The following is a 22,043-nucleotide window of genomic DNA, read 5'->3' as shown; positions in this document are numbered from 1 at the left end:
TTTCTGATATGAAATTTTTGTTGAAATTTGCGTTTCATACAAAATGTAAAAATGCGAAATTTTCTGGTCATCTTTTTCGGGCTTATTTTCTGGAAAACTTTTTCCCAACAAACAACACAAGTTAACAATAGTTTTCCTAAAATAAAATCCTCGATTTCCATGCCGGTGAAAATTCCACTTGCTGAGATTTCGAATATCATCAATAATTCAGTTCCACAGCTGGTTTATCAGGATGATTCCTATGTTGATAACGATAATGACCAGTTTAAGGTAAAGGTATGGAAAACCCGGCCGATTCGACTGGTCGGTGGAACCAATCAGAATCTTTTGATCGAAGTTCCGCTGAAAATCTGGGCGGAAAAGGGAATCGGAACTTTGGGGGTTTACAATTACCAGAATACTACTTTCGAGACGGTGATGTACTTTAATGTGCAGATCTCCTTTAATAATAATTGGACCGTCACCACCAAAACGGCTCCGAATGGTTTCAAATGGGTGACGAAACCGGTTCTCGACTATGGCAAAATCAAAGTTCCCATCACCCCTTTGGTGGAAAGTAATCTGAAAAAGCAGCAGCAGGAATTCTGCAAAACCATTGATGATATGATGGCGACGCAACTGAATTTTCAGCAATATGCAGTTTTGGCATGGAATCAGTTTTCGCAGCCGTTTCAGATTTCGGAAGAATATAACACCTGGTTGAAAGTGACTCCGATTTCGGTCAATATTACGCCTTTGGTTTTCTATTTGGACCAAATTCAGGGAAATATCGGGATTGATACCTTTTCCGAAACTTTTACCGGACAAAAACCTGCGGATTCGCCACTGATCAAGTCGATCGCCAATTTCAATTCTGTGCAGTCGCTTCCGCAAAAATTCCTGCTTCAAACCACTGCAAACATTCCATTTACAGAAGCAACGAAGATTGCGGAAAGTATGTTTCTCGACAAGGAATTTGCCTTTAGGGAAGGAAAATCGAAGATCAAGATTACGGGAATCAAAGTCTATGGCGAAAATGACCGGATCATGATGGAAGCCAAAACCGAGGGAACTGTGGACGGAACTTCGTTTATTTCCGGAATACCGGTTTATGATCAAGCAAAGCGAAAAATCGTTTTGAGCGATACCAAATTCAAGTTGAAGACGAAAAGTATTTTGCAGAAAGCAGCGACCTTATTGTTCCAAGGCAAGATCGTGAAAATAATAGAGGACGAATATGGGATCCCCACTGCAGAATTGGAAGATTATTCGAAAAAAAGCATCGAGGAAACCTTTAACAAAGAATATTACAAAGGCCTGAAAATGCAAGGAAAGGTTTTCAGTTTGAAGCCCTCCAAAATAATTTTGAGTCCGTCGGTCATTACGGCGATAATCGACACAGAAGCACAGCTGAAGCTTTTTGTTCAGGGAGTATGATTTTTCATTATTTTAGCAAAAATTAAATGATTTATGGCAAAAGCTTTACCAGTTGTGGAAAGAAACCGCGCAGGTTCAGGACTTAGACTTGCAAATTACTTAATTGATTTTACTTTTTGCCTTTGTGCCACGGTTTTGTTTTTTGGAATCCTGGCTGTGATTTACAGTATAATTACCGGTTTACATCTCGCTGAGGTGACCTATCAGATGGAAAACATCAATGGTTTGGCGGACCGTGTTTTGACCATGATTGTTTATGCTTTGCTAATGTTTGTAACAGAATGGGGAACCAAAGGCAGAAGTGTGGGCAAATATATTACTGGGACCAAAGTGGTCAAGGCAGATAACAGTCCACTCACCGGCATGGATTTATTGAAACGAAGTTTTTCGCGGATTGTTCCTTTTGATGCACTTTCGTTTTTGGGCAATAATGGGTGGCATGATCGATGGTCCGATACCCGCGTGGTGAAAGTGAAAGAATTTGAGCGAGCAAAAAATCTGGATAACGAGATCAATGCGATTGGAGTGAAAGAAAGCGATTGAAAAAAGTTTTTCCAAACATCAAAAATTGTCTATATTTGCAAACCCAAATGGTACTTTGGCCGAGTGGCTAGGCAGTGGTCTGCAACACCATCTACAGCGGTTCGAATCCGCTAGGTACCTCCAAAAAACTCTAATGCGTTTATTTTTAAGCGATTAGAGTTTTTTTATTTTCTTTGCTTAGGTGTTTGGGGCATTTGCAAGAATTCTCGCTATCGCAAAATAGTACTTTTTTTATTCATCATCTTCTGAATTTTTAAAAATTGATCGAATTTTAATTTTTGTAACAATCTGATTGGATGTTTATTATCTTTAACAATTAAGATTTTTTAAAAATTTTAACATTTCTTTAACTTATGTTTGGTTTCGTTTTTGGCATGCTCTCTACGAAGATGGTTTTAATTTATTGACTTTTAAAATTGAAGATTATGAAAAATATATTATTAGCAGGTTTTGTGTCCATATTAACATTGACTGCCTGCAAGAAAGATAACACCGTGGCTGAAAAATCTTTGGAACAGCAAAAAGTGGAGTTCCAACAAAGGCAGCTCGAAATTGAGCAACAAAAACTGGCTATTGAAAAAGAAAGAATTGCCTATGAAACGCAGAAAAAAGCAGATAGTATTGCGGAAGCAAATAAGGCAAAAGCAGCAGCTCCGAAAGTCGTTACCAAAACCAGAACGGTTTATGTAAACAGAACTCCCCGAAGCGCTTCCAGCTCAGGTGCGGTGGCTTCTAATTCTGGAAGCAGTGCAGGAACAGCTCAGGGAACTACTCAAAAGCAAGGAATGAGTAAAGCAGCTAAAGGTGCGATTATCGGTACAGTAGGTGGTGCTGCAGCAGGAGCTATCATCAACAAAAACAATCGTGGTGCAGGTGCAGTGATTGGTGGTATTGTAGGTGGAGCAACAGGTTATGCCATCGGTAGATCACAGGATCGAAAAGATGGTAGAGTACAGCCGAGATAGTCTTAAAACCAAATTACATCAAATATATTCGAAAGATTGCTTAATTTTAGGCAATCTTTTTTTATCGCTATGAAGTTTCCGTTTTTACTCGCATTTTTATCCATTAGTTTATTTCGGGCGCAGCAGAATGTAGTCATCCATTCTGGAACACCCACTGAACCTTCGATTGCTATCCATCCGACCAATCCCAATATATTAGCGGCGGGTGCCAATATCAACAATTATTACTACTCCACCAATGGCGGGCTAAACTGGACACGAAAGTCCCTGACTTCAACTTATGGAGTTTGGGGGGATCCTGCTTTGATTTTTGACCACGCCGGAAATTTGTTTTTTGCGCATCTTTCAAATCCGAGTTCCGGTTCTTGGCTGGACAGGATTGTGGTGCAGAAATCAACCAATGGTGGTGCAACCTATGATAACGGAAGCTATGTGGGACTCAATGGGAAACAGCATGATAAGCAATGGCTCGCTGTAGATAGCAATAACAATCTGTTCATGACCTGGACCCAATTTGACTCCTATGGCAGTACCAATCCCAATGACAAAACTTCAATTCTGTTTTCAAAGTCCACCAACGGCGGAGCTTCTTGGAGCAACCCCGTGAAGATAAACCAAGTGGACGGTGATTGTGTGGATGAAGACAACACGGTGGAAGGAGCCGTTCCCGCGATTGGACCAAACAACGAAATCTATGTTTCGTGGGTAGGACCCGCTGGTCTGGTTTTCGATCGATCTCTTGATGGGGGAAATACCTGGCTCACCAACGATATTAAGATTGCCGATATTCCGGGGGGGTGGGATTTTTCAATTCCGGGATTGGATCGGAGCAACGGACTTCCGATCACCGCTTGCGACGTAAGCAATGGACCAAATCGCGGCACCATTTATGTGAACTGGAGCGATCAAAGAAACGGTGTTAACGATACCGATATTTTCCTGAGCAAATCCACAGATGGTGGAAATACTTGGACTGCGCCCATCAAAGTGAATAATGATAACTCCGGAAGACAGCAGTTCCTGACTTGGATGGCCATTGATCAGTCCAATGGAAACCTCTATTTTGTATTTTATGACCGAAGAAGTTATAGCGATAACCAAACGGACGTCTATATCGCGAGATCTACCGATGGTGGACAATCTTTCGTCAATATGAAAATAAACCAAACCACTTTTACCCCCAATCAAAGTGTGTTTTTCGGCGACTATACCAATATTGCTGCTAGAAATGGGGTGATTCATGCAATTTGGGGAGACCGAGTTGGTGGAAGCAGTAGAATTGTGACCGCTAAAATTCTTGATAGCGAAATTCTGCAGACCTTTGAAAACATAACCGACCAAAACATCAATTTTTACCCGAACCCGGTAGATAGGGAAGCTTATATCTCATACAAACTCCACGCTTCGTCTCAAGTGGAAATCAATATTTATGACATGTCTGGAAGATTGGTTCGCCAGGTTCTAAAAGAAAATCAGGGTTATGGAAAGTATATTCAAAAAATTGATGTGGAACACATGAAACTGAAGAAAGGAAATTATATCTGCGAGCTGAAAGTAGATGGAGTGGTAAGCAAATCGGTTCCATTTATAAAATAGCTGTGCTTTCTATTCTTTTTTCAACACTTATTTTAATACCCGTTTTTCTCGGATTCGGTAAGATTACTTGCAGTTTATTTCAAATCGAGTTGGAGGGAATTTCATTAAGGATCATTCTTGGAATGCTCTCTATTTCAATCCTTTTTTGTTTGTTGGCTTTTTTTGTTTCCTTAAACATATTTGTGGAGGTTCCTTTTGTCGTCTTCGGACTTGGTGCATTCTTTTATTTTAGGGGCTATCGTGGAATCTTAGGAGTTATGGCAGGGAATCGAATTTTATTTTTGTCGTTGATGGCCATCATTCTGTTTTTTGGATCCTTCTATCCATTTATTTTAGACCATTTCGGATATTACGTTCCAGTGATCAGCTGGATTTCTAAAGTGGGTTTGGTGAAAGGAATATCGAATTTGGATTTACTTTTGGGGCAAATGTCGTTTTGGCATATTTTACAGGCGGGATTTTCAAGTTTCACAGACTCTTTTTTAAGGCTCAATTCTATAACCCTCGTCATTTTCGTCATTTATATTTTCGAGAGAAGATCGTGGATTCATCTTGCTTTTTTGCCCATTTTGTTTCTGTTTTCACAATCGCCTAGCCCAGATTTGCCGGTGATCGTCTTCTCGTTGATCCTATTAAATGAGATTCTGATGGGTAACAGGAATTCAACAATGCTTTTCCTGATTTCCGTTTTCATATTTTCTATCAAACCAACCATGATTTGGTTGCCGGTTTTCAGTTTTTTATATTCGCTCTTTATCGTAAATTCTCGATTAAAGTTTATCTTGCCCGGAACAACCTTACTCTTTTTATTCTTTTTCAAAAACATTTGGGTGTTCGGATTTCCAATTTTCCCATTGCAGTTCCTGGACTTTGGCTTTGGTTGGAAGCCAAATGACATTATTCTGGGGAAATCCGCAGATATGGCAATTCTTAAGACCTATGATTTGCAATATTCCCTGGAAGAAATCCGACGATTTTCCTTAATGGATTATGTTAATAACTGGCTTTTCTTGGCTGGTATCAAAGGCATAATTCATGTGCTGCTTATTCTAAGTTTAGCACTGTTTCTGGTTTATGCTGCTCTAAAAAAATCAAAACTGGTTTGGCTGATCTTTATTTCCATTTTGCTGAAGATGATTGTAGTTCTTTGGTTCTCTGCACAATATCGGTTTTTTATCGATGTGTTTTTTGTCATTTTCTTTGTGGTTTTTTGGCAGCGGATATCAAGATTTCGTTCACTGATGCTTTTTTTTATATTATCTTTCATGGTAGGTCTGTTTTTTTGTGTTCCTAAATACTTTCAATCCCGATTGGCAAGTTTTAAGATGACCGGCTTCTTGCGCGGTTTTGTTTTTACTCAGTTTATTTCGCCGTCCGTTTATGCATGGAAAAAATATGATGATTACCAAATTGGAAACTTAAAGTTTAATATGGTCAATAGTTATCCCTTTAGTTTTGATACGCCGATTCCCGCCATTTCTCCCTCCTTTGTGCAGGAATATCTGGATGCAGGAATTTTCCCGCAAATGAAAGGTTCCAATTTAAGAGACGGATTTATCTGGAAGAAAATCACTCCGTCTGAAAGGGTCGATATCCAAAAGATCTTAGACTTGCGTGAACATCTTGAACGGTAAGTTGACCTTAAATGTCACTGCATCATTTTTCCGGTCAACTTTTTGACGCAAAAAGCTGCAATCGCATGGACTGCAGCTCTCTCAAAAATATTAAAATAGATGATAAAATGGGTTATTTCTTGATTACTTTGATGGTTTCGTGTTTTCCATCCGTATATTTTATGTTCAGAATATAAATCCCGGGAATCAATCCCGAAACATTGATTTGGCCTGATTTTGAAATTGCTGCAATGTTTCCTCCCTGGTCCAATAGCAGTGCTTGTGAAATCTTTTTGTCCGTTTTCACCATAAAGAAGTCGCTTGCGGGAATCGGAAAAACTGTGGTCTGCGAAATCCCATTTTCGCTGGATGCACTAATCTGTTTGATTGCAGAAACCGATAAGTTGTCAAAGCTTAAAGTATGAAGGCCATCAAATGGACTGGAAATAAACTGAAATCGGTCCGGGGATTTTCCTGCCGCATCTGAGAATGGTCCAAAAGTGACCCCCTCGATCATGAGGTGTGATTCGCCACTGTTTGAGTTATAAAACAGGGTGCAACTGTACCAGGTGTTTTCATCAATGTTGCACAAAGTTATGGTTCCGTGGGACTCCATGTTTTGGGTTCGGAAGATAAATGAGCCGCTGCTTGCAAAATAGACGAGTTCGGCCACTTTGTAATGCGCACTACCGTCCGCGAATACTTGAATCCCGGTTTCGCCAAATCCCGTCCCTGAATAAATCTTGAAATCCACTCTCAAAATATTATTTCCAGGATTTCTTTGAGACCAAGGCAAAATTTTATGAAGGCCAATTTCATCCTGGGTCGAGCGATCAAACTGAAGCGATTTTCCGTACACCGTATTGGGAAGCGTGACAATCTTTATTTGGTCGGGATTTCCCCCTTTTCTTTGCCAACCTCCCTGCTTTCCAAAACTTCCTAAAGGATAGTTTTCAAAATTTTCAGACATCAAAACCTGCCCGAAAATTGTGGATCCTGCTAGAATTAAAGTAAAAAGAGTGGAGATTTTTTTCATGACAAATCTTAATATTTCTCTTAAGGAGAGGTACAAATTTATGACGAAATTCTGTCTTGATAAACGGTGAAAACGCCTAAATTTGCTGGGTGAAATCACCTGATTTTTAGGGTGAAAACACTTATTTGAATGACAGACAGAATTGCGTCAAGGTGCAAAGAGCTTTGATTGGCTCTTCTGTTAAAAATTCTTTCTAAAAATCAACATCTTACACTTGTGGGATTAAAAATTATTCTTAATTTTGCAGTCCGAAAAGCAAGGTAGAAAGGTGAGATTATCTACTTTGCTGATTTATAAATGCTTCCACATTCATAAATTAAAAAACCTTAAAACAAAAAAATGGCTAAAAAAGTCTTTAAAATGGTTAAACTCCAAGTGAAAGGAGGGGCAGCAAACCCTTCTCCACCGGTAGGTCCAGCTTTGGGTTCTGCAGGTGTGAACATCATGGAGTTTTGCAAGCAATTTAACGGAAGAACTCAAGACAAGCCAGGACAGGTTTTGCCAGTAGTAATTACTGTGTACGAAGACAAATCTTTTGAATTCGTAATCAAAACTCCACCTGCGGCAATCCAACTTTTAGATGCATCCAAGCAGAAAAAAGGTTCCGGAGAGCCAAACAGAGCAAAAATTGGTTCTGTATCTTGGGATCAGGTTAAAAAAATCGCAGAAGATAAAATGACAGACCTTAACTGCTTCACCATCGATTCAGCAATGACTATGGTTGCAGGTACGGCAAGATCTATGGGATTGAGAGTGACAGGAACTAAACCAACTAACGCTTAATACTTATTGAAATGGCAAAATTAACGAAAAAGCAAAAAGAAGTTGCAAGCAAACTAGAGAAGAACAAAGTCTATAACTTAGACGAAGCTTCTGCTTTGGTAAAAGAACTGAACTATGCGAAGTTTGATGCTTCTGTAGATTTGGCGGTTAGATTGGGAGTTGATCCAAGAAAAGCAAACCAGATGGTAAGAGGAGTTGTTTCTCTTCCACATGGTACCGGTAAAGATGTGAAAGTCCTTGCGCTGGTTACTCCAGACAAAGAAGCTGAAGCAAAAGAAGCTGGAGCTGATTATGTAGGTCTTGATGAATATCTTGATAAAATTAAAGGAGGTTGGACAGACGTTGACGTTATCGTGACCATGCCTGCTGTAATGGGTAAATTAGGTCCATTGGGTAGAATTTTGGGACCGAGAGGTTTGATGCCGAATCCAAAATCAGGAACCGTAACGATGGAAATCGGGAAAGCTGTTTCTGAAGTAAAATCAGGTAAAATTGATTTTAAAGTTGATAAATACGGAATCATCCACGCAGGAATCGGAAAAGTATCTTTTGACGCTGCTAAAATCAAAGAAAACGCTTCTGAATTAATTCAGACGCTGATCAAATTGAAACCAACTGCTGCAAAAGGAGTTTATGTGAAGTCAATCTACTTGTCTTCTACCATGAGTCCTGGAATTTCAGTTGATACAAAATCTGTAAACTAATATAAATCCTCAAGACAATGACTAAAGAAAATAAAGTTGTAGCGATACAAGAGATTAAAGATTTGCTTCAGGATGCAAAAGTAGTTTACGTAGCAGATCTAGAAGGATTAAATGCTCAGAAGTCGTCAGATTTCAGAAGAGCTGCCTTCAAACAAAATATCAAGGTAAAAGTAGTTAAAAACACTTTGCTTCAAAAAGCAATGGAGCAGATTGAAGGAGTTGATTACTCGGAAATGTTCCAAACTTTCAAAGGAAACTCTGCCATCATGATTTCTGAAACAGCGAACGCGCCTGCGAAACTGATCAGAGATTTCAGAAAAAAAGAGGTGAAACCAGCTTTGAAGTCTGCATTCCTTCAGGAAACTTTCTATGTTGGAGACAACAACCTTGAGATGTTGGCAAACATCAAGTCAAGAGAAGAAATGATAGGAGAAATCATCGGATTGCTTCAGTCACCAATTCAGAGAGTTATTGGCGCATTGCAAAACAAGCCTGAAACAGTGGACGCAAAAGCAGAAGCTGCACCAGCAGAAGCACCTGTTGCAGAAGAAGCGCCAGTTGCAGAAGTACCTGTTGCAGAAGTACCAGCAGAAACTGCACCGGAAACTCCGGAAGCAAACGCTGAAGCAACTGAAACTCCAGCGGAATAATTTTAAGAATTATTCAAACCAGCTCAAGTTGAAAGCCGTCCCGATAGTGATCGGGAGCAGACAGCCGAAAGCACTGAGAAATTACTCAAAAAAACAAAAATAAATCGTTCAACAAAAAAAACATTACAAAATGTCAGATTTAAAAAATTTAGCTGAAACGCTAGTAAACTTAACAGTAAAAGACGTAAACGAATTAGCTGCAATCCTTAAGGATGAATACGGAATTGAGCCAGCTGCTGCTGCAGTAGTAGTAGCAGGTGGAGCAGGAGCTGGAGAAGCTGCTGAAGAAAAAACTGAATTCGACGTAATCCTTAAATCAGCTGGAGCTTCTAAATTGGCTGTAGTTAAATTGGTAAAAGATTTAACAGGTGCCGGTCTTAAAGAAGCAAAAGATATGGTAGACGGTGCTCCTGCTCCAATCAAGCAAGGGATCTCTAAGGATGAGGCAGAAGCTTTGAAAAAGCAATTGGAAGAAGCTGGTGCTGAAGTAGAATTGAAATAATTCGCTTGTAGATACAATGTGAAACTCCCCAGTTTTGGGGAGTTTTTTTGTTTTCTTTCGAGTATTTATCCATGCCATTTTATCCCCAAAATTGGGTGGAAACGGTTTCTTGTCCAGAGGTGGTGAACCATACAATCCCTGTTTTCACTCATCACTATTGAATCCTATCAAATATCATGTCTTTCGATCCAGTTTTCTTCGTTTTTAGTTGAAATAGTTTGTACAAATCAAAATTAAATTTATATATTGCGGCACATTAAAATGTAAGTAATATGGCGAAAACGAAAGTGCACTATGAATTCCCAATGCACTGTCAGTCAGAGATTTTATATGAATATATGGCGAGTGCGGAAGGACTTTCTGAATGGTTTGCGGATGAGGTAGTGGAAAAAGGTGATGATTTTTTCTTCAGTTGGAATAATGGTCCTTCTGAAAAAGCAACTTTGATCCGATATAAACCGGAAAGTTTCGTGCGTTTCCGCTGGGAAGAAGATGAGGGAACCAAAAATTTCTTTGAAATGACCATCGTGATCGATGACATTACCGAGGATTTATCTTTAAATATTACCGATTTTTGTGATCCCGGAGACGAAGATGAAAATCAACTCTACTGGGAAAATCTCATAGAAAATCTGCAGATCAAATTGGGAGCAGCTTAATTTTATCTAAAAACGAATAAACATGATGGACGAGTTTTTCGTTCATTATTTTTTTATCTAAATCAGAACTGAAGTGGAAAACTATTTTAGCAGTGAAAATTTTCAAGAGATAAACAGGGCGTTTCTTCACGGCGATGCAGTGAAAACTTCTTTCTTTGTGAGAAACTCCAGACTAATCTTGGCTGAGGAATGTTATTTTTTCCTGATGTCCTCCATGCGCAAAATGCGTATGAAAATTCCGATGACCTATACCCTGGAATTTTTTCAAAATTTATTCCACACGGAAGTCATTGGCAAAGGAGTTTCAAACGGGATTATCAATTTCATGACCTACCGAAACCTTACCGAAACGTTGCCCTCAAAAGCGGAAGTAGCGTTTTATTTTACAGTGGATAAAGTTGCCGATGTACTTTCTTTGCAGCGGGAATTTGAAATGGATATGATCAAGGAAATCAATGTCAATAACAATCTTCTGAGTAATATTCGGGTGCATTGTCCGGAAAATGTTTTTGCGGAAGTTTACGCCAAAGAAAATGATTTAGACGACGTCATTCTGCAGAATCCAAATAAGCGGATTGCACGATCGATATTTGGGAATTTATTATTCCTGGCCGGAAATACCATCAAGATCCCGAAATTATCAGAAGGTGCCCTGATTTCGCCTTTGATGGAAAGTTTTATCACCTATACTCACAACCACAATCTTGCATTGGTGGAGGTAAGTGAAATGATTGGCTTCGAATCACAAAAGGCAGAAGAAATCCTAATGATTTCAGATGAAAAAGGAATCTTCCCTGTGATGAAAATTCGAAATAAATCCTTTGCGAAACATCGATTCAGGGAAATGATTGATAAATGGAAATCTAGTTTTGAATAAAATAACACAAAAAAACGGACCAATCAAGTCCATACTTTTTCTTCAGCACTATTCTGGTAATTGACAAACCCGACAAACAACAAAAAGGTCATTTACCGGGTTTTAGTTTTTTTATGCTACTTTAAAAACGGCAAGTTGAGGTGTAAATTATGTAGAGGGATGCTAAAATTTTGTTAAAGTTTCTGCTTCAGATTTTTACACGATGCTACATTAATTCATGGAAACATCTTCCGGAGAATTTGCCCACAAAAGATATTCTCCGCCCAGGTTTTGCATGATTTTTTTCCACAGGCTTTGATCGTTTGGGGTGGTGTAATCCAAATGATAAACGTCAACCACGGTCCACATTTTTCGGTGAATCTCATTTTCGAGCTGCTGCGCCGCCCAACCAGAGTATCCTGAAAAAACCTTAATGTCGCTCACCGCAAGCCGCTTGTCTAAAATCGCGGCCACCAGGTTTTCCACATCTTCGGAGAGGTAGAATTCGTCAGTAAGCTCGGTATAATTTTCGGTCACTTTTTCAGATTTGCAGATGAAGAAAATTTTGTCATTTTCCACCGGTCCGCCTTCATAAACATCGATCGTGAACCCAAAAATCTTAAATAGTCGGGAACTGATATTGTTATTCTTTTTATTTAAAATCAGTCCGAATGCGCCATTTTCATTATGGTCAACGATCAAAACCACTGAGCGGGAAAATATATCGCCCGAAATATCAGGAGTGGAAATTAATATTTTACCTTTGTAGGAGTAATTCATTTTGATAAGAACGGGATCTTTAAAAACCTTTTTTTCAAATGTAATAAAAAAAATAATGGAAAACCTTCACGATTACCGAAAAGTTTACGATAAATCACAACTTCTTGAAAATCAAATCAGAGAAAATCCCATGCAGCAATTTCGGGACTGGTTTTTGGAAGCAGAACAAAATCCCAATATTTCGGAGGCGAACGCAGTGTCGGTATCTACCTTGGAAAAAGACGGATGTCCCAGAACCAGAATGGTTTTACTGAAATCCTACGATTGGAACGGATTTGTCTTTTATACGAATTACGAAAGCAGAAAGGGAAAGGCGATCGAGGAGACTCATAAAGCGTGCCTCCATTTTTTCTGGCCGAGTCTTGAAAGGCAGATCATCATCAAGGCTGATTTGGAGAGGGTTCCGGAAAATATTAGCGACGGATATTTCTGTTCCAGGCCAAAAGGAAGCCAGCTCGGCGCAAAGGTTTCTCCGCAAAGCCAGGTGATTCCCAACCGTGAATTCCTCGAAGAAAAACTCAAAAAACTGGAAGTTGAATTTGAAGGAAAAGAAGTTCCGCGACCTGAAAACTGGGGTGGGTATTTGGCAAAGCCTTACGAAATTGAATTTTGGCAGGGAAGACCCAACAGGCTTCACGACAGGATTCTGTATGAACTCCAGGAAAATTTTGATTGGAAGATTTCTCGTCTTGCGCCGTGATGAATTGGAAATCTCCGATTGCTAAAGCCAGCAGACCTGCCCAGAGTTTTTTCGCAATGCAAGGGAAAACGGATTAGCGGTGATGAAGCCGATTCCAAATCAAAAACCCCGTCTTTCGACAGGGTGTGATTTTTCAGTTTAGCGAGTGCTTATTTTTTCTTTCCACCCATTACTGCTCCGGCTAAATCAGCGCCAGCTTTGAACTTGGCAACTTTTTTAGCAGCAATTTTGATTGGTTTCTTTGTTGCAGGGTTAATTCCTTGTCTTGCAGCTCTTTCAGCTACGGAGAAAGTACCGAAACCTACCAAAGAAACTTTTCCGTCTTTTTTCTTCAATGTAGTAGTAACATTAGAGATAAAAGATTCAAGAGCAGCTTTAGCCGCAACTTTTGTAATGCTCGCATCCTTTGCGATTGCGTCGATTAATTCAGACTTGTTCATAATAATAATTATTAAGGTTAGTTTATTATATAAGCAAATTTAAAACAATTTTCAAATTGTGCAAACTTTTTCGTAAAAATTAATTAAAAATTGACAATATTCATTGAATTAACTAAAATATGCAAATTTCAATTTTTTGTTTTTATGACCGTTTCGAGCTACTAGAATTATGCCAAAGGCTTTTAGATTGGGCTTTTTTACATTTTTTATATTGAGTTTTACCGATTGCGAATTATTTAATTCAGTCAGAAATAATTGCCTGGTATTTTCAATTTTTTTGCATTATTTTGGCTTTCAGATCGCATAAAAAGGGTGTTTCTTTGCCTATTTCCACATTTCAGCTTGCTCATGGATTTAATTTATAGGTGCTTTTTTGATTAAAATCTTTAAATTTGCGCCATGTTAATTGAAGTTTTTAAATCGAAGATTCACAGGGTCCGCGTCACCGAGTCAGATCTTAACTATATTGGAAGCATCACGATTGATGAGGAACTTCTTGAAGCATCAGGAATCATCGTGGGTGAAAGAGTCTTTATCGTGAACGTGAACAATGGGGAGCGATTTGATACTTATGCCATCAAGGGAAGAAGGAAATCTGGCGAAATCTGCCTGAATGGTCCTGCTGCGAGACGCGTTCAAAAAGGTGATATCATCATTATCATGTCCTATGCTCAAATGACGCCCGAAGAAGCGAAAACTTTCCAGCCAAAGATTATTTTTCCCAATGAAAAAACAAACCTTCTAACGTAGAATTTCTTTCCTTCAAAATTTAATTGTGGAATCCCCCAAAAAGAACAATTCCTTAAGAACCTTTCTCACCATTGCTGTTTCATTGGCAATTGCTATGTTTTTTATGTGGCTCGCTGTCCGTGGATTGGAGTTCCAAAAAATTGCCGGTTATTTTGCAAAAGCCAATTATTTTTGGGTTTTGGCAGCATCGGTTTTCGGAGTTCTGGCATATTGGTTTCGTGCGGTTCGCTGGAATTTATTGCTGGAACCACTCGGTTATCGAATATCAAACTCCAATTCTTTTTGGACGATTGCTTTTGGCTATTTAATGAACCTCACTATTCCGAGAAGCGGAGAGCTGGCCCGTTCCACTGCACTTTTCGGTGTAGAGAAAGTCCCGGTAGAGAAGTCATTCGGCACCATTATTCTGGAAAGATTAGTGGATTTGGTTTGTATGTTTGGATTTCTGGGATTGACTTTAATTTTCAAATACAGCGCAATTGTTTCTTTTTACAATTTTGTAACCGAAGAAAACAATAAGACTACCCAAGCTGGGACAGGAAATAGGCTCGTTATTGCAGCAGGAATGGTTCTGCTACTGGGTATTCTGTTTTTTATTTTCCGGAAAAATGTGGAGAAGTTTGCGATTTACCGGAAGGTTGTAGATTTTGGGAAAGGAATTTTCCACGGACTGACATCGATCTTTAAACTGAAACAAAAATTTCGCTTTATTTTGCTTTCCATCGCAATTTGGATGTGCTATTATTTGGCGGCTTACCTCGTTTGTTTCGCACTCCCTGAAACTTCTGAATTTACTTTTGCCGATGGCTTTTTCATCATTGTGGTGGGAACTTTGGGTATGATGGTTCCAGCTTCTGGTGGAATTGGCGCTTTCCATTTTGCTTTAAAATTGGGCATCATGGCACTTTTTCTTTCCATGGGCAAGAACCCGGAAGAAGGTGCGGAAGTGGGACTTTCCTATGCTTTCATTTCACACACCATGCAGCTCGTCATTATGATTGTGCTGGGTATGATTTCCATTCCATTTTTGGCGAAAGCGAGGGCAAACTTTGGTAGTGGTGACTAATTCTGAATTTTAGGTATTGTTTTCAAAATAGACTTTTGCCCGATTCATCTTGTAGTCAAACCAGTCAAACTCATCCATAAACTTGATCGCCGATTCCACACCCTTTAGAAAAAGCGCTCTTTTGGTCTTCTCATCCATGTTGAAGTCGAGCCAGTTTGCATTCGTCAGATAAGTGTCAATATCTGCAATACTGAATTTTTCATAAAAATTATTTTTGGTCAGGAAGTCTTTGTCATAGTTACTTTTCATGGTGTTTAAAATCCTTCCGGCATAGTTTGCAAGATTTTTAATTTCTGTTTCAGGGTTGGGTTTGGAATCATTAATTCTGATGCCGAAAATAGGAACCCTCGGAATGATAATCCTTTGATTATGAAAAATACTGATGGGGAAGTTGGAAATGGAGCCACCATCTACAAAGATTCCCTTATTGGGTATTTCATTTTGATGGACAAAAATCCGTTCCCAGCTCTCCACAATTTGCAGATCCGAGCGGTCGATTTTTTGAATGACAGGTTCAAAGAATAAAGGAATCGCCATGGAAGCACGAACGAAAACCGCGGGATTCACATCAAAATTGGGGTTGCTCCAGTAGAGTCCAGCTTGGGCAGGAAATTCAACTTTTCTTTCGGAAGAAATATCCACCGAAATAAAGGTATAGTCTGCAGTGAGGTTTTTTAGGGTAAAGTTACTTTGCAAATTGGTGTGGTATTGATTGTTCAGTGCATCCATGATGTTCTGATTTTCATCCAAATGTTCTCTTCTCGCAAGAAACTGATAATTTGAATTTCCTTCCACGGTGCCGTCTTCATTAATTACAAATTTTGCGATCCGGTCCAATTGGAGCTTTCTAGATATGCCTTTTTTTTGAAGGTTCTGGATCAGGAATTCCAAAAATTTATTTCCTGAATTAACCCCATAATTGGCCTTTTTAAAACGCAAATACATATAGACATTGATGGCCACAAAAAAGACCAAAATTGCAAGTGCAATCCAATAAGTAGCACTATGTATAAGGTTGAATATAAAAAATATGGGAAAAAAAATCATGAGAAATAAAACCACCACCACAAAAATGATAATGGTTTTCTGTAACCAGCCATCTTTTGAAATGATACTTCGGACCGCACGTTTTGCGATCCAGTGGCCATCAACAAATGAAAACATATCCATGTTTTTCACGATCTGGAAGAGTTCGGGAGTTGCAGGATATTCTTTATTTTTGCCTAAAGCAGCCATGAATAAAGTGTTGATGGCACCTGCGCTCGTTCCTGCAAGCCGAAGAAAACGGATGCCGAGAAATTCCAATACGAAGCAGAATCCCACCAAAGAAATCCCCAAGGTTCCACCGCCTTCCTGAACGAGTTCTGCAAATTGAAATCTGCTATCATCTTCCGCTTGCGTATAAACATCAGAAAAGGCCTTGTTTTGTGCTTTCACGCCATTTAACTTACTGATCAGCTCTTTCCCCTCATCATCCTCTCCGATATAGTATAGTATTTCAGAAAAATCGTAAATGTTCATAGTTTATCTTTTTTTGGTTAAAAATTTAAGCGAAAATGAAATCTTGAGCCCGAACAAAATAATTTGCATTTTCAACTAGGATCGCCTCGCGTTCACGCCGCAAAAGGAGTCCGCGCATATTGGGTTTGTCTTGCCATAGTCTTTTCATTTTGCGGATTTCATTGGCAATTCCCGAAAGGTTTTTTGATTTTACCAAAGCGGCGATATTTTTCATTTCTATTCTGGTGTCACCTACCAGCGAACCACCACGGTTATAGACCAGCGAAAGCAGTGCACCTTGCGCGTCTGGAGGCAAAAGTTCTACTCCAGGATAAACATTGGCAGTTTCCCGAGCATAACTAGGGACGGATGATACATAAAATACCGCTATAGCATCGTCGTAAGGAATTTCGATCTGTTTTAATGAGGCATTTAATGCGTTTTTTGCCGCATCGCCTTTTAGTCCGATTACAGCTTTGAGTTTGGTAAGTTTATCGTCGCTTATGGAATTTTTCCAGTCTTTTTCAAATTGCGGTTTGGTGACGTATCCGAGGTCATATCCGATTCCAATGGTGATTCCACTGTTTCCTTGTGGCCAAACTGGAAATTTGTACTTTGAATTGTAGGAGGCCCGAGAACTGATTTCACTCTCAATAACGAGCTCCAGCGATTTTTTGGAAACAATCATTCTAGCTCCAGAAGGTATTGCCGGCAGTCTTTCGGTGAGGAACATCTCAATTTTTGTGGTGGTGTTCACCCCAAAAATACCATCGATTGCTTTTCCGGTAAAGCCCAGCAGTCTTTGAATGTTTTTCTTTTTTTCTTCCAAATTCAGGTCGGTGACGATTCCTCCTAATAGCATTTCAATTTGGTTGCAGGTGGGTAGGTCATAAATTCCGGTTGGTGACACAGACAGTTTTTTCTGAATTTCTTTGGTCCTGATTTCTAAGGGATTTGTTGGCATGGCTATATTTTTTTTTGTGTTGAATCTGAATGATATTCCGGCAATAAATTTAGAAAGAACCACTCCAAAAAACAGTAGTGAAAAAACCCTTTTTTTCAAAAAAATTGATTTTTGTTAATGATGATCATTTTTGTTAATGGATATTTTTTGTTAATGCAGTCATGAAACCCCCACTGAATTAATGTTTTAAGATGAAAATTTTGCGATATATACCATTGGCCTTTCTTGATATTATTGGTTACATCATTTTGTTTTGGTTGTTCCAGTTTCAACAATTAAGTGGATACTATGATGCAAATCACAAAATCGATGTGATTATATTCCTTAAATTTGTTCAGTTTCAAACCTTATGGGAACAGCTGAATTACAATTCTTAAAATTTTTCGAAAGCACTTTCGATATTTTTTCGCTGTTGCTCTACAAGAAATTTCTGCGCAAACCAACCTGATCTGATTTTACATTTCCGAACAACATGGATTTTCCTCTGAATTTCCAGCTATTTATTATGTTTAAAATTAAAATCAAAAAAGATGCAGCTAAAAAGAGACAGTTGGGCAGAACCCTACAAAATTAAGATGGTGGAACTATTGAAAATGACCACCCCGGAACAAAGAAGAAAAGCACTTCAAGAAGCCGGTTACAACACTTTTCTTTTAAAATCCGAAGAGGTCTATATCGACTTATTGACCGACTCCGGAACCAGCGCAATGAGTGACGAACAGTGGAGCGGAATGATGCGCGGAGACGAAGCGTATGCCGGAAGTAAGAACTACTACAACCTGGAAAAAGCCGTTTCCGAAGTATATGGCTACAAATATCTGGTTCCAACCCACCAAGGTCGCGGCGCGGAAAATATCCTTTCACAAATCATGATCAAACCAGGAGATATTGTTCCGGGAAATATGTATTTTACCACAACTAGACTTCATCAGGAATTGGCGGGAGCAGTTTTTCATGATGTGATCATAGACGAAGCGCACGATTCCAATTCGGAATATGCCTTCAAAGGTGATGTGGATTTAAACAAAGTAGAAAAACTGGTTCAGGAATACGGTGCAGAAAAAATTCCTTACATCTGTGTCGCCGTTACCGTAAACCTTGCAGGCGGACAACCGGTTTCCATGAAAAACCTGAAAGAACTTCGTGCGTACACCGCAGAAAAAGGCATCAAGATCATGCTCGACATGACCAGAATTGCTGAAAATGCATATTTCATCCAACAAAAAGAGGAAGGTTACCGATTGAAAACCATCGCCGAAATCGTGAAGGAAATCTGCAGTTATACAGACGGAGCCACCTTTTCCGGGAAAAAAGATGCATTGGTCAATATCGGTGGATTTTTGGCTTTAAATGATTTCGACAAATTCGAGGAAGCACGTAATATGGTCGTCGTTTACGAAGGTTTGCACACCTATGGCGGATTGGCAGGAAGAGATATGGAAGCGATGGCAATCGGGATATGTGAAAGCGTGCAGGATGAACACATGAAAGCCAGAATCGGACAGGTCATTTATCTGGGAGAAAAAATGCAGGAATTCGGAATCCCGATTGTAAAACCGATCGGAGGACATGGAATTTTCGTGGATGCAAAACAGTTTTTACCACATATTTCTCAGGATGATTTCCCGGCTCAGACATTAGCCGCAGAAATTTATCTGGATGCCGGAATCAGAACGATGGAAAGAGGAATTGTTTCTGCAGGAAGAAATTCTAAAGGTGAAAACTATTATCCGAAACTGGAACTCGTGCGTTTCACTATTCCGAGAAGAGTTTATACCCAAGCTCACATGGACGTAATCGCCGAATCTACTGCCCGAGTTTATGAAAGAAGAAACGAAATCAAAGGTTTGAAAATGGTGTACGAACCCAAATATTTAAGGTTTTTTCAGGCGCGTTTTGAGCAGCTATAATATTTAATGAAGCTTTTAGTTTAAAATAAACCCTTTCCTGGTTTTTTGCTTTGAAAGGGTTTTCTGTTTCTTATTCACCTAATTCATATGATTTTGGTCAATTCATTCTCTAAATATTGTTTCTTCTTGTTTTCATCGAAATTTTCAAAGAATTTTCAGCAGTTTTTGAAATAAGGAATTTCAACTATAAAATTTTCTTTTCGCAAGAATATATGGCAAATCTAGAGCACAATAGAAACCTATTTGGTGTTTCCTGAAATGACGCTGTTTAGGGGAGTAACCCGCTCAATTTTGTTTGATGGCGCCACAACAAAAAATCCCGCCTCACAGCGGGATTCGTATATAAAGAATGTTATTTATCCTTCGTTGATTTCACCTTGACCTTCATTCTGAGGCTTTTGGTTTTCACCATTCTCACCTCTCGGTCTATCCTGTCTCGGTTTGCCGCCTTCCGGTCTTGGAGGTCTCGGAAGAAGCACTTTGCGGGAAAGCTTCATTTTCTTGCGGTCGTCATAACCCATGAATTTTACTTCCACTTCGTCGCCTTCAGCATAAGGAACTTTGTCTAATCTTCTCCATTCGATTTCGGAAATATGGAGAAGTCCTTCTGTTCCTTTTGCTATCGCTACGAATGCTCCGAAATCCATGACCTTCACTACTTTTCCTTTGTAAACCTCACCTACAACCGGCACGAAAGTAATCTCGTTGATTGCCGCAATGGTTGCGTTGATGTTTTCTCTGTTGACCCCGGAAATTTCGATTCTTCCGATTTCGCCAATTTCTTCAATTGCAATCACTGTATCGAAATCTTTCTGCATCTGCTGAATGATTTTTCCACCAGGTCCGATCACAGCACCGATAAAGTCTTTTGGAATTTCCAAAACTTCCATTTTCGGAGCGTGTGGTTTCACATCGGCTCTTGGTTTATCGATGGTTTTTAGGATTTCTCCCAAGATATGAAGTCTTCCGTCTTTTGCCTGGTTCAAAGCGGTTTCCATAATATCCATTGTCAGTCCCTGGATTTTGATGTCCATTTGGCAAGCGGTGATACCATCAGCGGTTCCGGTTACTTTGAAGTCCATATCTCCTAGGTGGTCTTCGTCACCAAGAATGTCTGAAAGTACGGTAAATTTCCCGGATTTTGGATCTGTAATCAAGCCCATTGCGATTCCGGAAACCGGTTTTGAAATCTGTACACCGGCATCCATCAATGCCAAAGTTCCGGCACAAACCGTCGCCATGGAAGATGAACCGTTGGATTCCAAAATATCTGAAACGATACGTATGGTGTAAGGATTTTCAGCAGGAATCATGTTTTGAAGCGCTCTTTGAGCCAGGTTTCCATGGCCAACTTCTCTACGTGAAGTTCCTCTCAAGGGTCTCGCTTCTCCTGTGGAGAATGGCGGGAAATTGTAGTGCAGGAAGAATTTTTGATCATATTGAGATGCCACAGAATCCACCATGTTTGCATCTTTGACGGAGCCTAAAGTCACTGCTGTTAACGATTGCGTTTCTCCTCTCGTGAAAATTGCGGAACCGTGCGCTCCAGGAAGATAATCGATTTCTGACCAAATGGGGCGGATCGTTTGCGGATCACGTCCATCCAAACGGATTTTTTCGTTCAGGATCATTTGGCGCATCGCTTCTTTTTCCACATCGTGGTAATAGATTTTTGCAAAGGGCTCCACTTCCGCTCTTTCTTCCTCAGAATATTGGGAAAGGAATTCTTCCAATACTGCCGCGAAATTATCATGTCTTTCTTCTTTTGCCGACGGCGTTTTCGCTATGGCATACACTTTATCATAAGTTTCTTTCCAAACTTTTTCGCGAATTTCTTCGTTGTGGTCTTCGTGGGAATACTCTCTTTTTGGTAAAGATTTTCCTACTCGTTCCGCCAGTCTTTCCTGTGCGGCGATCTGAACTTTAATTTCATCGTGGGCATACTGAATTGCTTCAATCATTTCCGCTTCCGAAATTTCGTCCATAATTCCTTCCACCATCACGATGGAATCTTTGGTTGCGCCTACCATAATATCCAGGTCGGCTTTCTTTAAATTTTCAAAACTTGGGTTTACGGAAAGTTCACCGTCTATTCTCACCACTCTAACTTCCGACATGGGTCCGTTGAACGGAATATCGGTAATCGCGATGGCTGCTGAAGCAGCTAAACCAGCCAAATCCTCCGGCATGGATTCTTTGTCGTAAGAAATGAGGGAAATCATCACCTGGACTTCAGCATGGAAATCTTCAGGGAAAAGCGGTCGGAGAACACGGTCAACCAATCTCATTGTAAGGATTTCCTCATCGGAAGGTCTTGCTTCTCTTCTGAAGAAATTTCCAGGGATCTTGCCTCCTGCGTAGAATTTTTCTCTGTAATCTACCGTCAGTGGAAGGAAATCCACTCCCGGATTGGCGTCTTTGTTGGCTACCACCGTTGCAAGTAGCATTGTTCCGCCACATTTTACTACCACAGAACCGTTTGCCTGTTTCGCGAGACGTCCTGTTTCAATGGAGATTTCTCTCCCGTCTTTTAATTGAATTTTTTCGATAATTGCTTCTGGAGCATTCATAAAATAAAACTGTCTTTTGCACTCCGTATTGAGTGCGTTA

At 39.7% G+C, this 22,043-nt stretch carries 21 protein-coding genes and 1 tRNA gene; 16 read left to right on the top strand and 6 right to left on the bottom strand.

The annotated features are described in order from the left end of the window. Positions 1–51 precede the first annotated feature (51 nt). The 6 genes from L0951_RS06170 (at position 52) to L0951_RS06145 (ending at position 6,154) form a co-directional block, all read left to right on the top strand. Entirely contained in the window at positions 52–1,416 is a 1,365-nt protein-coding gene (locus tag L0951_RS06170) for a DUF4403 family protein (RefSeq protein WP_234110357.1), read from the top strand. Between the two features lie 33 nt (positions 1,417–1,449). After that, positions 1,450–1,959, top strand: a complete 510-nt coding sequence (locus tag L0951_RS06165) for an RDD family protein (RefSeq protein ID WP_234110356.1) — start codon at positions 1,450–1,452, stop codon at positions 1,957–1,959. 49 nt (positions 1,960–2,008) lie between these two features. After that, positions 2,009–2,082, top strand: a tRNA-Cys gene (locus L0951_RS06160). Between the two features lie 302 nt (positions 2,083–2,384). Further along, positions 2,385–2,924 (top strand): YMGG-like glycine zipper-containing protein, encoded by a 540-nt coding sequence (locus tag L0951_RS06155; RefSeq protein WP_234110355.1) that lies wholly within the window; start codon positions 2,385–2,387, stop codon positions 2,922–2,924. Positions 2,925–2,993: 69 nt separating this feature from the next. Further along, the gene (locus tag L0951_RS06150; RefSeq protein WP_234110354.1) at positions 2,994–4,520 is read left to right on the top strand and encodes a T9SS type A sorting domain-containing protein; all 1,527 of its coding nucleotides are present in this window, start codon (positions 2,994–2,996) and stop codon (positions 4,518–4,520) included. Between the two features lie 2 nt (positions 4,521–4,522). Then, the gene (locus L0951_RS06145; protein ID WP_410686089.1) at positions 4,523–6,154 is read left to right on the top strand and encodes an LIC_10190 family membrane protein; all 1,632 of its coding nucleotides are present in this window, start codon (positions 4,523–4,525) and stop codon (positions 6,152–6,154) included. 112 nt (positions 6,155–6,266) lie between these two features. Here the strand turns inward: L0951_RS06145 and L0951_RS06140 are convergent, their stop codons facing one another. After that, positions 6,267–7,169, bottom strand: coding sequence for a T9SS type A sorting domain-containing protein (locus tag L0951_RS06140; protein ID WP_234110352.1), 903 nt, complete (start codon positions 7,167–7,169; stop codon positions 6,267–6,269). A 339-nt stretch (positions 7,170–7,508) separates the two neighbouring features. Here L0951_RS06140 and rplK point away from each other — a divergent pair, with 339 nt between their 5' ends. The 6 genes from rplK to L0951_RS06110 all read left to right on the top strand — a co-directional run bounded on the left by rplK (position 7,509) and on the right by L0951_RS06110 (position 11,344). Continuing rightward, entirely contained in the window at positions 7,509–7,952 is a 444-nt protein-coding gene (gene rplK / locus L0951_RS06135; protein ID WP_234110351.1) for a 50S ribosomal protein L11, read from the top strand. Between the two features lie 11 nt (positions 7,953–7,963). Continuing rightward, positions 7,964–8,656 (top strand): 50S ribosomal protein L1, encoded by a 693-nt coding sequence (gene rplA, locus L0951_RS06130; RefSeq protein WP_234110350.1) that lies wholly within the window; start codon positions 7,964–7,966, stop codon positions 8,654–8,656. Between the two features lie 17 nt (positions 8,657–8,673). Continuing rightward, the gene (gene rplJ / locus L0951_RS06125) at positions 8,674–9,306 is read left to right on the top strand and encodes a 50S ribosomal protein L10 (protein WP_234110349.1); all 633 of its coding nucleotides are present in this window, start codon (positions 8,674–8,676) and stop codon (positions 9,304–9,306) included. 130 nt (positions 9,307–9,436) lie between these two features. Further along, the gene (rplL, locus tag L0951_RS06120) at positions 9,437–9,808 is read left to right on the top strand and encodes a 50S ribosomal protein L7/L12 (protein ID WP_048498999.1); all 372 of its coding nucleotides are present in this window, start codon (positions 9,437–9,439) and stop codon (positions 9,806–9,808) included. A 272-nt stretch (positions 9,809–10,080) separates the two neighbouring features. Next, complete coding sequence (locus L0951_RS06115) at positions 10,081–10,467, top strand: START-like domain-containing protein (protein ID WP_234110348.1); 387 nt, start codon at positions 10,081–10,083, stop codon at positions 10,465–10,467. Between the two features lie 73 nt (positions 10,468–10,540). Then, on the top strand, positions 10,541–11,344 hold the full coding sequence (locus tag L0951_RS06110; protein ID WP_234110347.1) for an aminotransferase class IV: 804 nt from the start codon (positions 10,541–10,543) through the stop codon (positions 11,342–11,344). Positions 11,345–11,554: 210 nt separating this feature from the next. On the opposite strand, the gene L0951_RS06105 is transcribed toward L0951_RS06110, so the two are convergent. Next, the gene (locus tag L0951_RS06105) at positions 11,555–12,103 is read right to left on the bottom strand and encodes a YqgE/AlgH family protein (RefSeq protein WP_234110346.1); all 549 of its coding nucleotides are present in this window, start codon (positions 12,101–12,103) and stop codon (positions 11,555–11,557) included. 55 nt (positions 12,104–12,158) lie between these two features. On the opposite strand from L0951_RS06105, the gene pdxH reads away from it, so the two are divergent. Continuing rightward, positions 12,159–12,803, top strand: coding sequence for a pyridoxamine 5'-phosphate oxidase (gene pdxH, locus L0951_RS06100; RefSeq protein WP_234110345.1), 645 nt, complete (start codon positions 12,159–12,161; stop codon positions 12,801–12,803). A 149-nt stretch (positions 12,804–12,952) separates the two neighbouring features. On the opposite strand, the gene L0951_RS06095 is transcribed toward pdxH, so the two are convergent. After that, on the bottom strand, positions 12,953–13,243 hold the full coding sequence (locus L0951_RS06095) for an HU family DNA-binding protein (RefSeq protein WP_234110344.1): 291 nt from the start codon (positions 13,241–13,243) through the stop codon (positions 12,953–12,955). Between the two features lie 399 nt (positions 13,244–13,642). On the opposite strand from L0951_RS06095, the gene panD reads away from it, so the two are divergent. Continuing rightward, complete coding sequence (panD, locus tag L0951_RS06090) at positions 13,643–13,993, top strand: aspartate 1-decarboxylase (protein WP_234110343.1); 351 nt, start codon at positions 13,643–13,645, stop codon at positions 13,991–13,993. 25 nt (positions 13,994–14,018) lie between these two features. Next, positions 14,019–15,059, top strand: a complete 1,041-nt coding sequence (locus L0951_RS06085; RefSeq protein WP_234110342.1) for a lysylphosphatidylglycerol synthase transmembrane domain-containing protein — start codon at positions 14,019–14,021, stop codon at positions 15,057–15,059. A 9-nt stretch (positions 15,060–15,068) separates the two neighbouring features. On the opposite strand, the gene L0951_RS06080 is transcribed toward L0951_RS06085, so the two are convergent. Both L0951_RS06080 and L0951_RS06075 read right to left on the bottom strand, forming a co-directional pair. Continuing rightward, positions 15,069–16,580 (bottom strand): patatin-like phospholipase family protein, encoded by a 1,512-nt coding sequence (locus L0951_RS06080; RefSeq protein ID WP_234110340.1) that lies wholly within the window; start codon positions 16,578–16,580, stop codon positions 15,069–15,071. A gap of 25 nt (positions 16,581–16,605) precedes the next feature. Next, on the bottom strand, positions 16,606–17,523 hold the full coding sequence (locus L0951_RS06075) for a hypothetical protein (RefSeq protein ID WP_234110338.1): 918 nt from the start codon (positions 17,521–17,523) through the stop codon (positions 16,606–16,608). Between the two features lie 530 nt (positions 17,524–18,053). Between L0951_RS06075 and L0951_RS06070 the strand changes: the two genes are divergently transcribed. Beyond that, positions 18,054–19,433 carry a tyrosine phenol-lyase gene (locus tag L0951_RS06070; RefSeq protein ID WP_234110336.1) on the top strand — a complete coding sequence of 460 codons (1,380 nt, stop codon included), beginning with the start codon at positions 18,054–18,056 and terminating at the stop codon, positions 19,431–19,433. Between the two features lie 356 nt (positions 19,434–19,789). Here L0951_RS06070 and L0951_RS06065 read toward each other — a convergent pair whose 3' ends face one another. After that, positions 19,790–22,003, bottom strand: coding sequence for a polyribonucleotide nucleotidyltransferase (locus L0951_RS06065; protein WP_234110334.1), 2,214 nt, complete (start codon positions 22,001–22,003; stop codon positions 19,790–19,792). Positions 22,004–22,043 lie beyond the last annotated feature (40 nt).

The organism is Chryseobacterium sp. R2A-55 (assembly GCF_021401085.1).
GTDB lineage: Bacteria > Bacteroidota > Bacteroidia > Flavobacteriales > Weeksellaceae > Kaistella.
This window is presented reverse-complemented; position numbering and strand designations above follow the sequence as displayed.

Excerpts from the sequence above, each read along its gene's own strand:
- L0951_RS06170 (WP_234110357.1), top strand. The coding sequence starts at position 52 with ATGCGAAATTTTCTGGTCATCTTTTTCGGGCTTATTTTCTGGAAAACT.
- L0951_RS06165 (WP_234110356.1), top strand. The coding sequence starts at position 1,450 with ATGGCAAAAGCTTTACCAGTTGTGGAAAGAAACCGCGCAGGTTCAGGA.
- L0951_RS06155 (WP_234110355.1), top strand. The coding sequence starts at position 2,385 with ATGAAAAATATATTATTAGCAGGTTTTGTGTCCATATTAACATTGACT.
- L0951_RS06150 (WP_234110354.1), top strand. The coding sequence starts at position 2,994 with ATGAAGTTTCCGTTTTTACTCGCATTTTTATCCATTAGTTTATTTCGG.
- L0951_RS06140 (WP_234110352.1), bottom strand. The coding sequence starts at position 7,169 with ATGAAAAAAATCTCCACTCTTTTTACTTTAATTCTAGCAGGATCCACA.
- rplK (WP_234110351.1), top strand. The coding sequence starts at position 7,509 with ATGGCTAAAAAAGTCTTTAAAATGGTTAAACTCCAAGTGAAAGGAGGG.
- rplA (WP_234110350.1), top strand. The coding sequence starts at position 7,964 with ATGGCAAAATTAACGAAAAAGCAAAAAGAAGTTGCAAGCAAACTAGAG.
- rplJ (WP_234110349.1), top strand. The coding sequence starts at position 8,674 with ATGACTAAAGAAAATAAAGTTGTAGCGATACAAGAGATTAAAGATTTG.
- rplL (WP_048498999.1), top strand. The coding sequence starts at position 9,437 with ATGTCAGATTTAAAAAATTTAGCTGAAACGCTAGTAAACTTAACAGTA.
- L0951_RS06115 (WP_234110348.1), top strand. The coding sequence starts at position 10,081 with ATGGCGAAAACGAAAGTGCACTATGAATTCCCAATGCACTGTCAGTCA.
- L0951_RS06105 (WP_234110346.1), bottom strand. The coding sequence starts at position 12,103 with ATGAATTACTCCTACAAAGGTAAAATATTAATTTCCACTCCTGATATT.
- pdxH (WP_234110345.1), top strand. The coding sequence starts at position 12,159 with ATGGAAAACCTTCACGATTACCGAAAAGTTTACGATAAATCACAACTT.
- L0951_RS06095 (WP_234110344.1), bottom strand. The coding sequence starts at position 13,243 with ATGAACAAGTCTGAATTAATCGACGCAATCGCAAAGGATGCGAGCATT.
- panD (WP_234110343.1), top strand. The coding sequence starts at position 13,643 with ATGTTAATTGAAGTTTTTAAATCGAAGATTCACAGGGTCCGCGTCACC.
- L0951_RS06080 (WP_234110340.1), bottom strand. The coding sequence starts at position 16,580 with ATGAACATTTACGATTTTTCTGAAATACTATACTATATCGGAGAGGAT.
- L0951_RS06075 (WP_234110338.1), bottom strand. The coding sequence starts at position 17,523 with ATGCCAACAAATCCCTTAGAAATCAGGACCAAAGAAATTCAGAAAAAA.
- L0951_RS06070 (WP_234110336.1), top strand. The coding sequence starts at position 18,054 with ATGCAGCTAAAAAGAGACAGTTGGGCAGAACCCTACAAAATTAAGATG.
- L0951_RS06065 (WP_234110334.1), bottom strand. The coding sequence starts at position 22,003 with ATGAATGCTCCAGAAGCAATTATCGAAAAAATTCAATTAAAAGACGGG.